Annotated in this window: 13 protein-coding genes and 1 other annotated feature; of the genes, 8 read left to right on the forward strand and 5 right to left on the reverse strand. The window is 59.3% G+C overall.

The window, feature by feature from the left end:
* Positions 1–37: 37 nt before the first annotated feature.
* A complete protein-coding gene (trpR, locus tag ACJ8IP_RS15605) occupies positions 38–367 on the forward strand; it encodes a trp operon repressor (protein ID WP_072626703.1) in 330 nt (109 codons plus the stop codon).
* 11 nt (positions 368–378) lie between these two features.
* Here the strand turns inward: trpR and yjjX are convergent, their stop codons facing one another.
* Positions 379–897, reverse strand: a complete 519-nt coding sequence (gene yjjX, locus ACJ8IP_RS15610) for an inosine/xanthosine triphosphatase (RefSeq protein ID WP_033641807.1) — start codon at positions 895–897, stop codon at positions 379–381.
* A 101-nt stretch (positions 898–998) separates the two neighbouring features.
* On the opposite strand from yjjX, the gene gpmB reads away from it, so the two are divergent.
* On the forward strand, positions 999–1,646 hold the full coding sequence (gene gpmB, locus ACJ8IP_RS15615) for a 2,3-diphosphoglycerate-dependent phosphoglycerate mutase GpmB (protein ID WP_025305227.1): 648 nt from the start codon (positions 999–1,001) through the stop codon (positions 1,644–1,646).
* Here gpmB and robA read toward each other — a convergent pair.
* Positions 1,643–2,512 (reverse strand): MDR efflux pump AcrAB transcriptional activator RobA, encoded by an 870-nt coding sequence (robA, locus tag ACJ8IP_RS15620; protein ID WP_033641808.1) that lies wholly within the window; start codon positions 2,510–2,512, stop codon positions 1,643–1,645. The genes gpmB and robA overlap by 4 nt on opposite strands.
* Positions 2,513–2,854: 342 nt before the next feature.
* Between robA and creA the strand changes: the two genes are divergently transcribed.
* Positions 2,855–3,334 carry a protein CreA gene (creA, locus tag ACJ8IP_RS15625; RefSeq protein ID WP_033641809.1) on the forward strand — a complete coding sequence of 160 codons (480 nt, stop codon included), beginning with the start codon at positions 2,855–2,857 and terminating at the stop codon, positions 3,332–3,334.
* A gap of 51 nt (positions 3,335–3,385) precedes the next feature.
* Here creA and arcA read toward each other — a convergent pair whose 3' ends face one another.
* Positions 3,386–4,102 carry a two-component system response regulator ArcA gene (gene arcA, locus ACJ8IP_RS15630; RefSeq protein ID WP_004933003.1) on the reverse strand — a complete coding sequence of 239 codons (717 nt, stop codon included), beginning with the start codon at positions 4,100–4,102 and terminating at the stop codon, positions 3,386–3,388.
* A 629-nt stretch (positions 4,103–4,731) separates the two neighbouring features.
* Between arcA and ACJ8IP_RS15635 the strand changes: the two genes are divergently transcribed.
* The 5 genes from ACJ8IP_RS15635 (at position 4,732) to thrC (ending at position 10,466) form a co-directional block, all read left to right on the forward strand.
* Positions 4,732–5,421 carry a tRNA/rRNA methyltransferase gene (locus ACJ8IP_RS15635; RefSeq protein ID WP_033641810.1) on the forward strand — a complete coding sequence of 230 codons (690 nt, stop codon included), beginning with the start codon at positions 4,732–4,734 and terminating at the stop codon, positions 5,419–5,421.
* Positions 5,422–5,633: 212 nt separating this feature from the next.
* Positions 5,634–5,702, forward strand: coding sequence for a thr operon leader peptide (gene thrL / locus ACJ8IP_RS15640; protein ID WP_099785730.1), 69 nt, complete (start codon positions 5,634–5,636; stop codon positions 5,700–5,702).
* Positions 5,641–5,758 (forward strand) — a sequence feature (Thr leader region). (Overlaps the previous gene by 62 nt.)
* Positions 5,759–5,782: 24 nt before the next feature.
* Positions 5,783–8,242: a bifunctional aspartate kinase/homoserine dehydrogenase I gene (thrA, locus tag ACJ8IP_RS15645; protein ID WP_033641811.1), complete on the forward strand. Its 2,460-nt coding sequence runs from the start codon at positions 5,783–5,785 to the stop codon at positions 8,240–8,242.
* A 1-nt stretch (position 8,243) separates the two neighbouring features.
* Positions 8,244–9,173, forward strand: a complete 930-nt coding sequence (gene thrB, locus ACJ8IP_RS15650) for a homoserine kinase (protein ID WP_042783664.1) — start codon at positions 8,244–8,246, stop codon at positions 9,171–9,173.
* A 3-nt stretch (positions 9,174–9,176) separates the two neighbouring features.
* A complete protein-coding gene (gene thrC, locus ACJ8IP_RS15655; RefSeq protein WP_033641812.1) occupies positions 9,177–10,466 on the forward strand; it encodes a threonine synthase in 1,290 nt (429 codons plus the stop codon).
* Positions 10,467–10,513: 47 nt separating this feature from the next.
* Here the strand turns inward: thrC and yaaA are convergent, their stop codons facing one another.
* Positions 10,514–11,290 (reverse strand): peroxide stress protein YaaA, encoded by a 777-nt coding sequence (yaaA, locus tag ACJ8IP_RS15660; RefSeq protein WP_033641813.1) that lies wholly within the window; start codon positions 11,288–11,290, stop codon positions 10,514–10,516.
* Positions 11,291–11,395: 105 nt separating this feature from the next.
* On the reverse strand, positions 11,396–12,832 hold the full coding sequence (locus ACJ8IP_RS15665) for an alanine/glycine:cation symporter family protein (protein ID WP_004932985.1): 1,437 nt from the start codon (positions 12,830–12,832) through the stop codon (positions 11,396–11,398).
* Between the last annotated feature and the right edge of the window lie 129 nt (positions 12,833–12,961).

Below are 12,961 nucleotides of genomic sequence, written 5' to 3' on the forward strand. Positions count from 1 at the left end.
TATGCTGCTGTACTAGTTAAATAGTATGGTGGCTGCCATGACGCAATTATCGTTAAACGACCCCGCTCTTTCAGAACAAGGCAATGAGGATTGGCTGCGCTTCGTCGCGCTGCTGCAGAATTCGTTTGCGCAAGAGCTGCATCAACCGCTGTTGCAATTGATGCTGACGCCGGACGAGCGCACCGCGCTGGGCACCCGGGTGCGGATCATTCAGGAACTGATGCGCGGCGAGATGAGCCAGCGCGAGCTGAAAAATGAACTGGGCGCGGGGATCGCCACCATCACCCGCGGTTCTAACAGCCTGAAAGCGGCTTCACCCGCGCTGAAACAGTGGCTTGAGCAGCAGCTGCTGCATGACGTGCCCTAGCAGACTCTGCGTTATTGCTGATAGATGGCGTTGTGGAACGGCACCAGCGCCAGCAGCAGCGCCTGATGATAAACGCTGGTGCGGCTCAGCCGGCCGTCGGTGAAGACGCCGATGGCGCCGCCCTGGCGCTTCACCTCGGCGTTGCCGGTGATCGTCGCCATTTCGCTGCCCAATTCGCGGCCTTCGCGAATACCTTGTAAGATGACTTCCGGCAGCATCAGGCTCGCCGAGCGGGATTCGCCGCGGATGGACGGGTTCTCGATGGTCATCCAGGCGAAGGTCATATTCTCTTCAATCCCGGCTTCCACGCCGACCCAAAAATCGGCCTCGGGCCTGACCTGGCGCGCTTCCATCACGCGTTGACGCGCACCTGTGCGCGTTTCGTGATTGCCTATCGGCTGCAGCGAAACGCCGCTGGCGACGTCGACGGGTTCAATGCGGTATTGGCCTGCGCCGAAGACGTCATCGAAGGCCAATTGAATAGCCTTGATCTTTGCCGGGTTGGTAGTTGCAGCGACAACATGGTACATAACGGGTTTGATATCCTTCTGGCCGATACGCCGGGCAGCGGCAAAAGCGCCGCCGGGCCGGGGATAAACGCAAATTTCACGCAGTATAACGGAAAACAAAAATGTTACAGGTATACCTCGTTCGCCACGGCGAAACGGAATGGAATGCGGCTCGCCGCATCCAGGGTCAGTCCGACAGCCCGTTAACCGCCATGGGGGAACACCAGGCCCGTCTGGTCGCCAGGCGCGTCAGCAAAGAAGGCATTACGCATATCATTACCAGCGACCTGGGGCGCACGCGCCGCACCGCGCAGATCATCGCCGAAGCCTGTGGCTGCGAAGTGATTGGCGATCCGCGTTTGCGTGAGCTGCACATGGGGGTTCTGGAAGAACGCCTGATCGACAGTTTGACGCCGCAGGAAGAACAGTGGCGCAAACAGATGGTCGATGGTACTCCTGACGGCCGTATCCCTCAAGGCGAATCCATGGAGGAGCTGGGCGAGCGCATGCGCGCCGCGCTGGAGAGCTGCCTGATGCTGCCGGAGGGCAGCAAGCCGTTGCTCGTCAGCCATGGCATCGCGTTGGGGTGTTTGATCAGTACGGTGCTCGGGCTGCCGGCCTATGCGGAACGCCGCCTGCGCTTGCGCAACTGCTCACTGTCGCGCGTCGATCACCAGCAGAGCCCGTGGCTGGCTTCCGGCTGGATCGTCGAAACGGCGGGCGATGTCACGCATCTGGACATGCCCGCGTTGGACGAACTGCAGCGTTAACGTCGAATCGGGATCAGGTAATCGCACTTGATCTCGGTAGGCGCCTGATGCGGACGGCGCTCGCCTTTCGGGTAGAAGCGCTCGATGTCGTGCCCTTTGCGGCGCGTCAGTTTGAGCTCCGGCAGGCAAGTGCCGTAGACCGTCAGGATAAAGTCCTGCAGGCCTCCGATGGGCCCTTCATAGCTGAACATTGCAAATTCGCCGCCCGGCAGCACCAGCGGTTGAACTTCCTGCACTTTATCAGGCACCTGATCCGGTTCCAGCGCCGTGGTGTACAGCACTTCCTGTTCGTCGTCCTTCTCCTGGCTCGGACGCGAGTGGTGCAACCCGTACAGCACCGGCGGCAAGGTTTCGACTTCGCCGAGGAACTGGCGCCAGAACTGCGAGCGCAGCTCGGTGCGCACGGTGGTGATCTGTTCCAGCGTGCAGGAGTAGCTTTGGGTCAGGCCGACCAGATGCTTATCCGGCAACGAGAGGAACTCGGGCTGCGGCAGAGTGAAGGCCCCCAGACGGATCGGCGGGCAGATGCCGAACGCGTTCCAGTCTTCGGCGCGGCGGTACAGCGCCGGCGTTTGCGCAAACTGTTTCTTGAAGGCGCGCGTGAAGGTCTGCTGCGAGTCGAAGCGATATTGCAGAGCGATATCCAAAATCGGCCGGCTGGTCAGGCGCAGCGCGACGGCGGCCTTGGACAGCCTTCTTGCCCGGATGTAAGCACCGATGGCATTACCGGTAATATCTTTGAACATCCGTTGCAGGTGCCATTTGGAGTAGCCAGCCTTGGCCGCCACGTTATCCAGCGACAAGGGTTGGTCCAAATGGCTTTCCAGCCAGCTAAGCAGATCACGAATGATACCGGCTTGATCCATAGAACTTCCTCGTAAAGCTTGGGGGTAGGAACCCGAACTGTTGATTCGTCACGCTGGTGCTGCGCTATCAGACCGATCCATGAGCCATTATGGGTTGCACTCTTTGCCTCTGCTGCGCATGCCGCGCCAGAGTTGGATTGGGGTACACCGTAGTGGGCGCAAAGAAATAACGACGCCGCATCATAGCAATTTTTTTCCTCCGCGACTCTCAAAGATTTTTGTCACGCTCTGTGCTAAAACGGACGGTGCGGACCCGTAAAAACCCAATTCCGTGAGCTTAGACATAAATAATGGTGATCGCCGAGCCCATTTTCGCGGCAAGGTTATATCGGAGTTAAGTAAATGAAAAAAAGCTGGATATTTTTATTCGGTTTGGTTTGCGCAACCGTGGGAAGCGCACAGGCGGAGCAAGTGGGTTCCGTTGATACGGTGTTTAAATTGTTGGGGCCGGACCACAAAATCGTGGTCGAAGCGTTCGACGATCCGGATGTTAAAAATGTAACTTGTTATATCAGCCGCGCCAAAACCGGCGGCATCAAAGGCGGGCTGGGCCTGGCGGAAGATACCGCCGACGCGGCCATTTCCTGCCAGCAGGTCGGGCCTATCGAGCTGAGTGACAAGATCAAAAACGGCAAGGCGGAAGGCGATGTGGTGTTCCAGAAACGCACGTCGCTGGTGTTCAAGAAGCTGCAGGTGGTGCGCTTCTACGATGCCAAACGCAATTCGCTGATCTACCTGAGCTACTCCGACAAGGTGATCGACGGCTCGCCGAAGAATGCGCTGAGCGCGGTGCCGATCATGCCGTGGGCTGAGGCAAAATAAAAAAACGGGGTTCAGCATGCTGAACCCCGTTTTCATGACGGCAGGCTGGAATTACTCTTCCAGATCGCCGCAGAAGCGGTAGCCTTCGCCGTGGATGGTGGCGATGATTTCCGGCGTGTCCGGCGTCGATTCGAAGTGCTTGCGAATGCGACGGATGGTGACGTCCACGGTGCGGTCATGCGGCTTCAGCTCGCGGCCGGTCATCTTCTTCAGCAGTTCGCCGCGGGACTGGATCTTGCCCGGGTTTTCGCAGAAGTGCAGCATGGCGCGGAATTCGCTGCGCGGCAGCTTGTACTGTTCGCCGGCCGGGCTGATCAAAGAGCGGCTGTTGATGTCCAGCTCCCACCCGTTGAACTTGTAGCTCTCGACCAGGCGGCGCTCTTCGCCGAGGCTGCCCAGATTCATGGTGCGCGACAGCAGGTTGCGCGCGCGGATGGTCAGCTCACGCGGGTTGAACGGTTTGGTGATGTAATCGTCGGCGCCGATTTCCAGGCCGAGGATTTTATCCACCTCGTTATCGCGGCCGGTCAGGAACATCAAGGCGACGCTGGCCTGTTCACGCAGTTCGCGCGCCAACAGCAGGCCGTTTTTGCCTGGCAGATTGATGTCCATGATGACCAGATTGATATCATTTTCAGACAGGATATTGTGCATCTCTGCACCATCATTGGCTTCATGAACAATGTAGCCTTCCGCCTCGAAAATGCTCTTCAGGGTGTTACGAGTGACTAACTCGTCTTCGACAATCAGAATGTGCGGGGTCTGCATATTTGCTACCTAAAATTGCCAACAAAATAGAAAATAGGAAGTACAGAAGTCTCTGTTTTCTTAGAGGAGGGCAGAGATAGCGCCACGTTCCCTCTCAGCAAATGACTAAAGTACGTAAACTCGTTCTTGATGCACTTTCCATCTCATGTCAACAAGATCGCTAGCCTGGTGGGGATGCCGTTCCCTACAACCCCTTGGGTGCCAAAACGGCGCATATCCTAACCCCATTAACAGCAATATAACAGCGCGTGCCGAATTCATCACCCAACAAAACTACGCTTTGTTGACATATATCAAATTCAATTGTAGCACGTTAACAGATTTGTGAAAAACACTTACAGAAATGCCAGTTTAAGTCACAGAACCTCAAATTCTGTGAACGATTCAGCATTATCCGGCCTGATAGGATACAATTATTCGCTTATTGATCATCGCGTTTTTTTAACTCATTGATAAATAAATGCAGTAAAACATAAGCATGAATAATGACTATTACGACAGGTTTATTAGCTCAACGAGCCGTTTAATCTTGTTTGTTGCTATTAACGCGTTTATTGTTACGCAATTGTAAATACATGCGGGCGCTGCGCTATCGTCAAAAATGCAGGCCCGCCTTCGGTGGAAGAGTGATGCAGCTTCATATTGTTCTAGTGGCTCCGGCGCGGCCGGAAAACGTCGGCGCGGCGGCGCGCGCGATGAAAACCATGGGTTTCGCTTCGTTGCGCATTGTCGACAGCGAGGCGCATCTGCAGCCGGCGGCGCGCTGGGTGGCGCATGGGGCCGGCGAGATCCTCGACGGCGTGCAAACGTTCGCCACGCTGGAACAGGCGCTGGCGGATGTGGATTTCACCGTCGCCACCACCGCCCGCAGTCGCGCGCGTTTTCACTACTACTGCACGCCGCCTGAGCTGCTGGAACAGCTGAGTGAGCGTAAGCAGTGGGTCGGCCAGGCCGCGCTGGTATTCGGCCGCGAGGATTCCGGCCTGACCAACGAAGAGCTGGCGCTGGCGGATTTGCTGACCGGCGTGCCGATGCAGGCGGACTATCCGTCGCTCAATCTGGGCCAGGCGGTGATGGTGTACTGCTACCAGTTGGCGAGCCTGATGGGCGTCAACGCCGCGCCGCAGGAGGCTGCGGCGCCTGAAGGGCAACTCAGGGCGTTGCGCCGCCGCGCCGATGCTTTGTTGGATGCCCTGGAGGTCGGCGATGACCAAAAATTGCGCGACTGGCTGCACCAGCGCCTCGGTGCGTTGCCGCAGCGAGATACGGCGATGCTGCATACGCTGCTGCACGACATCGAAAAAAAACTCGCCAAGTGATAGCGGCTCCAGCAGGCGGTTACTCAGTGTGATCCACTATTAAACCGGCTTTAGGTTGTTTTTTTGTTCTGTCATTTTGCTTTTCACCTGTTGCATCGCGCATTACCGCCGCTGAACGGAAAATAAGCAAAAAAAAGAAATCGTTTGACTTGGGATAGCGATTGCTTTAACCAATAGAGGGGACAGAGTATTTCATGAGACAGACAGACAACATGCGCAATATCAGCCTGACTACCACAATTATTACCACCACCGATACCACAGGTAACGGGGCGGGCTGACGCGCACAGGAAACACAGAAAAAAGCCCGCACCTAATCAGTGCGGGCTTTTTTTTCGGCTTAAATTCGGAGAGATCACAAATGCGAGTGCTGAAATTTGGCGGAACCTCGGTAGCGAATGCGGAACGTTTTCTGCGCGTCGCCGACATCATGGAGAGTAACGCGCGTCAGGGACAGGTAGCCACGGTCTTGTCCGCCCCCGCAAAGATCACCAACCATCTGGTGGCGATGATCGACAAAACGGTGGCGGGCCAGGACATTCTGCCGAATATGAGCGACGCCGAGCGGATCTTTGCCGACCTGCTGAGCGGGCTGGCGCAGGCGCTGCCGGGCTTTGAATACGATCGTTTGAAAGGCGTGGTCGATCAGGAATTCGCGCAGCTCAAACAGGTGCTGCATGGCGTCTCGCTGCTGGGGCAGTGCCCGGACAGCGTGAACGCGGCGATCATCTGCCGTGGCGAAAAGCTCTCCATCGCTATCATGGAAGGGGTGTTTCGCGCCAAAGGCTATCCGGTCACGGTGATTAACCCGGTGGAGAAACTGCTGGCGCAGGGCCACTACCTGGAGTCCACCGTGGACATCGCCGAGTCTACGCTGCGCATCGCCGCCGCGGCGATCCCGGCCGATCACATCGTGCTGATGGCCGGTTTCACCGCCGGTAATGACAAGGGCGAGCTGGTGGTGCTGGGCCGCAACGGCTCCGACTATTCCGCCGCGGTGCTGGCCGCCTGCCTGCGCGCCGACTGTTGCGAGATCTGGACCGACGTCGACGGCGTTTATACCTGCGATCCGCGCACCGTGCCGGACGCCAGGTTACTGAAATCGATGTCGTACCAGGAAGCGATGGAGCTTTCCTATTTCGGCGCCAAAGTGTTACACCCCCGCACCATCACTCCGATTGCCCAGTTCCAAATCCCTTGCCTGATTAAAAACACCTCCAACCCGCAGGCCCCCGGCACGCTGATCGGCAAAGACAGCACCGATGCCGATATGCCGGTGAAGGGCATCACCAACCTGAACAACATGGCGATGATCAACGTCTCCGGCCCGGGCATGAAAGGCATGGTCGGCATGGCCGCACGGGTGTTCGCCGTGATGTCGCGCGCCGGCATTTCGGTGGTGCTGATCACCCAATCCTCTTCCGAATACAGCATCAGCTTCTGTGTGCCGCAGGGTGAACTGCAGCGTGCTCGTCGCGCGCTGGAAGAGGAGTTCTATCTGGAGCTGAAAGACGGCGTGCTGGATCCGCTGGACGTGATGGAACGCCTGGCGATCATCTCGGTGGTCGGCGACGGCATGCGCACCCTGCGCGGCATTTCCGCACGCTTCTTCTCCGCGCTGGCGCGCGCCAACATCAATATCGTCGCCATCGCCCAAGGGTCTTCCGAACGTTCCATTTCGGTGGTGGTCAGCAATGATTCCGCCACCACCGGCGTGCGCGTCAGCCACCAGATGCTGTTCAACACCGATCAGGTGATCGAAGTGTTCGTCATCGGCGTCGGCGGCGTCGGCGGGGCGCTGATCGAGCAGATCTATCGCCAGCAGCCGTGGCTGAAGCAAAAACATATCGATCTGCGGGTGTGCGGCATCGCCAACTCGCGCGTGATGCTGACCAATGTGCACGGCATCGCGCTGGACAGCTGGCGCGACGCGCTGGCCGGCGCGCAGGAGCCGTTCAATCTCGGTCGTCTGATCCGGCTGGTGAAGGAATATCACCTGCTGAACCCGGTGATCGTCGACTGTACCTCCAGTCAGGCGGTGGCCGATCAGTACGTGGACTTCCTGGCGGACGGCTTCCATGTGGTGACGCCGAACAAAAAGGCCAACACCTCGTCGATGAACTATTATCAGCAACTGCGCGCGGCCGCCGCCGGTTCGCACCGCAAGTTCCTGTACGACACCAACGTCGGCGCCGGTCTGCCGGTGATTGAGAACCTGCAAAACCTGTTGAACGCCGGCGATGAGCTGGTACGTTTCTCCGGCATCCTGTCCGGCTCGCTGTCCTTTATCTTCGGCAAGCTGGACGAAGGGCTGTCGCTGTCGGCGGCGACCCTGCAGGCTCGGGCCAACGGCTACACCGAGCCGGATCCCCGCGACGATCTGTCCGGGATGGACGTGGCGCGCAAGCTGCTGATCCTGGCGCGCGAGGCCGGTTATAAACTGGAACTGAGCGATATCGAGGTCGAGCCGGTGCTGCCGCCGTCCTTCGACGCGTCGGGCGACGTGGACACCTTCCTGGCGCGGTTGCCGGAGCTGGATAAAGAGTTCGCGCGCAACGTGGCCAACGCCGCCGAGCAAGGCAAGGTGCTGCGCTATGTCGGCCTGATCGACGAAGGGCGCTGCAAGGTGCGCATTGAGGCGGTGGACGGCAACGATCCGTTGTATAAAGTGAAGAACGGCGAGAACGCGCTGGCCTTCTACAGCCGCTACTATCAGCCGCTGCCGCTGGTGCTGCGCGGCTACGGCGCCGGTAACGATGTGACCGCAGCGGGCGTATTCGCCGATCTGCTGCGCACACTGTCATGGAAGTTGGGAGTTTAATATGGTTAAGGTGTATGCACCGGCCTCGATCGGCAACGTCAGCGTCGGTTTCGACGTGCTGGGCGCGGCGGTTTCGCCGATCGACGGCACGCTGCTGGGCGACTGCGTCAGCGTCGAAGCCGCCGAGACGTTCAGTTTGCAGAATGCCGGGCGCTTCGTCAGCAAGCTGCCGGCCGAGCCGAAAGAGAACATCGTTTATCAATGCTGGGAGCGCTTCTGCCAGGAGATCGGCCGCGAAGTGCCGGTGGCGATGCGTTTGGAAAAGAACATGCCGATCGGATCGGGGCTGGGTTCCAGCGCCTGTTCGGTGGTCGCCGGGCTGATGGCGATGAACGAATTCTGCGATCGTCCGTTGGATAAGACGACGCTGCTCAGCCTGATGGGCGAGCTGGAAGGGCGCATTTCCGGCAGCGTGCATTACGACAACGTGGCGCCTTGCTATCTGGGCGGCCTGCAGCTGATGCTGGAAGAAGAAGGCATTATCAGCCAGGAGGTGCCGTGCTTTGACGATTGGCTGTGGGTTATGGCCTATCCGGGCATCAAAGTGTCCACCGCCGAAGCGCGCGCCATTTTACCCGCGCAATACCGTCGTCAGGATTGCATCAGCCATGGCCGCTATCTGGCCGGCTTTATTCACGCCTGCCATACCCGGCAGCCGCAGCTGGCCGCCAAATTGATGCAGGACGTGATCGCCGAACCGTACCGCACCCGGCTGCTACCGGGCTTCGCCGAAGCGCGCAAGGCGGCGCAGGAGATCGGCGCGTTGGCCTGCGGCATCTCCGGCTCTGGCCCGACGCTGTTCGCCGTCTGCAATGACGGCGCCACCGCGCAACGCATGGCCGCCTGGCTGCAACAACACTATCTGCAAAACGACGAAGGTTTTGTTCATATTTGCCGTCTGGATACCGCAGGCGCTCGACTACTGGGATAACGCATGAAACTGTACAACCTTAAGGATCACAACGAGCAGGTCAGCTTCGCGCAGGCGATCAAACAAGGCTTGGGCAAGCAACAGGGGCTGTTCTTCCCGCTGGAGCTGCCGGAGTTCGAACTGACCGAAATCGACCACCTGCTGGAGCAGGATTTTGTCACCCGCAGCAGCCGCATTCTGTCGGCCTTTATCGGCGAAGAGGTGCCGGAAGCGGCGCTGAAGAAACGCGTGCAGGCCGCCTTTGAGTTCCCAGCGCCGGTGGCGAAAGTGACCGATGACGTCTCCTGCCTGGAGCTGTTCCACGGCCCGACGCTGGCGTTCAAAGACTTCGGCGGCCGCTTTATGGCGCAGATGCTGGCGGAAGTGGCCGGCGAGCAGCCGGTGACCATTCTGACCGCCACCTCCGGCGACACCGGCGCCGCCGTGGCGCACGCCTTCTACGGCCTGAAAAATGTGCGGGTGGTGATCCTGTATCCGCAGGGCAAAATCAGCCCGCTGCAGGAAAAGCTGTTCTGCACCCTAGGCGGCAACATTCACACCGTGGCGATCGACGGCGACTTCGATGCTTGTCAGGCGCTGGTGAAGCAGGCGTTCGACGATCAGGAATTGAAAGACGCGCTGCACCTGAACTCGGCCAACTCGATCAACATCAGCCGTTTGCTGGCGCAGATTTGCTACTACTTCGAAGCGGTGGCGCAGCTGCCGCAGGAAGCGCGCAATCAACTGGTGATTTCGGTGCCGAGCGGCAACTTCGGCGATCTGACCGCCGGGCTGCTGGCCAAATCGCTGGGCCTGCCGGTGAAGCGCTTCATCGCCGCCACCAACGCCAACGACACCGTGCCGCGCTTCCTGACCAGCGGCCAGTGGCAGCCGCACGCTACGGTCGCGACGCTGTCCAACGCCATGGACGTCAGCCAGCCGAACAACTGGCCGCGCGTGGAAGAGCTGTTCCGTCGCAAGGTCTGGCAGTTGAAAGAGCTGGGTCACGCGGCGGTCAGCGACGAGACCACCAAAGACACGATGCGTGAGCTGGCCGAGCTGGGCTATATCTCCGAACCGCACGCGGCCATTGCCTACCGTGCGCTGCGTGACCAATTGCAGGAAGGGGAGTTCGGCCTGTTCCTCGGCACCGCGCATCCGGCCAAGTTTAAAGAGAGTGTGGAAGCGATACTCGGCCAGGAACTGCCGTTGCCGAAAGCGCTGGCGCTGCGGGCTGAGCTGCCGCTGCTGTCGCACACGCTGCCGGCCAACTTCGGCGAACTGCGCAAGTTCCTGATGGGGCTGCCTGCCTGAAGTTCGGCAGGCTAAAATGCGAAAAGCCGTCTTGCGACGGCTTTTTTTTATGCCTGCTCCGGGCGTTTGAACACCAGTTCATTGCCTTGCGAGGCGGCTTCGTCGAAGGCGTAGCCTTCCAGGTTGAAGTCCGCCAGCTGCTCGCTGCGCGTCAGGCGGTTTTTGATGATAAAGCGGCTCATCAACCCGCGCGCTTTCTTGGCGTAGAAGCTGATGACCTTGAACTTGCCGTTCTTCTCGTCGAGGAACACCGGTTTGATCAGCGAGCCGTGCAGCTTGGCCGGCTTCACCGCTTTGAAATACTCGTCTGACGCCAGGTTGACCACCACGTCGTCGCCCTGTTGCTCCAGCGCTTCGTTGAGCTTTTTGGTGATCTGATCGCCCCAGAAGCTGTACAGATCTTTGCCCTTCGGGTTTTCCAGCTTGATGCCCATCTCCAGCCGGTACGGCATCATCAGATCGAGCGGGCGCAGTACGCCATACAGGCCGGACAGCATGCGCAGATGCTGCTGGGCGAAGTCGAAATCGGCTTCGTTGAAGTCCTGCGCCTGCAGGCCGGTATAGACGTCGCCCTTGAACGCCAGCAGCGCCTGACGGGCGTTGTCCGGGGTAAATGTCGGTTGCCATTCGCTAAAGCGTGCGGCGTTCAGCCCGGCCAGCTTGTCGCTGATGCTCATCAGGCTGGCGATTTGCGCCGGCGTCAGCTCGCGGCAAATGTTGATAAGCTGCTTAGACTTGTTCAGCAGTTCGGGCTGCGTGAAGCGTTTTGTCGCCAGCGGGCTGTCGTAATCGAGCGTTTTTGCAGGTGAAATAATAACGAGCATGGCCAGATCCTGTTTATCCAAGTGCGCATACTGTAGCAAAAAGCGCGGGAAAAAGGGGCTATCGGTCCAATAGGCGGGGCGCGTATCGCACGCGCCCCGGAATACTCAGCGCGGCGGCTGCTTGTCGTCCCACACGCCCGGCTCCAGTTGCGATTTCAGCTCCGGGTAACGGTTGGCGTCGAAGGTCGGCAGCTTGCCCAGGCGGCGCTGGCGATGGTAGTCGTCGGCCAGCTTCAGCGCGACCCGCGACAGCAGCAAGATAGCCGTCAGGTTGGTGATCGCCATCAGCGCCATGGAGGTATCCGCCATTTTCCACACCAGCGGCAGCTCCGCCAGCGCGCCGAACATCACCATGCCCAGCGCCACGCAGCGGAAAATTAACAGGCCGCCTGGGTGGTTGTGCTCGAGGAACACCAGGTTGCTCTCGGCATAGGCGTAGTTGGCGATGATCGACGTAAAGGCGAAGAAGAAGATGGCGATGGCGACGAACGGAGTCCCCCAACTGCCGACGGCGGTCGACAGCGCGCGCTGGGTCAGATCGATGCCGCTGATGCTGTCGGTCGGCTGATCGAGAATGCCGGAAGAGAGGATGATCGCCGCGGTGGCGCTGCAGATGACGATGGTGTCGATAAATACCCCGAGCATCTGCACGTAGCCCTGTGAAGCGGGATGCGGCGGATAAGGCGAGGCGGACGCCGCCGCGTTGGGCGCCGATCCCATGCCGGCTTCATTGGAGAACAGGCCGCGCTGCACGCCCTGGGTCATCGCCTGGGAGATACCGTAACCGACGGCGCCGGCCGCGGCTTCCTGCAGGCCGAAGGCGCTTTTGAAGATCAGCGTCAGGATCGCCGGCATGTGCTCGATGTTATGGCCAATCACCCAGAGAGCCAGCAGCAGGTAGGCTCCGGCCATCAGCGGCACCACCAGCTCGGCCACTTTGGCGATGGAGCGGATGCCGCCGAAGATCACCACGCCGCTCAGCAGCACCAGGCCAATACCGACGTGCAGCGGCTGTAAATGGAAGGCGACGGCGGAGGCCTGCGCGATGGAGTTGGCCTGTACGGCGTTGAACACCAGGCCGAAAGCGATGATCAGGAAAATGGAGAACAGCACGCCCATCCAGCGCATGCCGAGTCCCTTTTCCATGTAATAGGCCGGGCCGCCGCGGTAGTTGCCGTTGTCGTCTTTGGTTTTGTAGAGCTGAGCCAGCGAGCTTTCCACAAATGACGTGGCCATGCCGATAAACGCCACCACCCACATCCAGAAGATGGCGCCGGGGCCGCCGGCGGTCAGGGCGATGGCGACGCCGGTCAGGTTGCCGGTGCCGACGCGCGCCGCCAGCGTGGTGCACAGCGCCTGGAAAGAGGAGATGCCGGCGCTGTCGCTTTTATTGCTGTTTTTCAACACCGAGAACATGTGGCTGAAGTGGCGGAGCTGGATAAAACGGGTGCGCAGCGTGAAGTAAATGCCGGTGCCGAGCAGCAGATAAATCAGCACCGACCCCCACAAAATGTTGTTTATAAAATTCATCAGGTCCGTCAAGGGATCCCTCCTCCTTATCGAAATGTCATGCGCACCTGGCAGCATCCACCGCAGGTGAGAAATATTGGCCTATTTTTTACAAGAGCTTAGCTGGAATCGGTCCGGCGTCAGGCGATTAAGATTTTTCGC

The sequence above is a fragment of the Serratia sp. CY52157 genome (assembly GCF_052168495.1).
Taxonomy (GTDB): Bacteria; Pseudomonadota; Gammaproteobacteria; order Enterobacterales; family Enterobacteriaceae; genus Serratia; species Serratia ureilytica.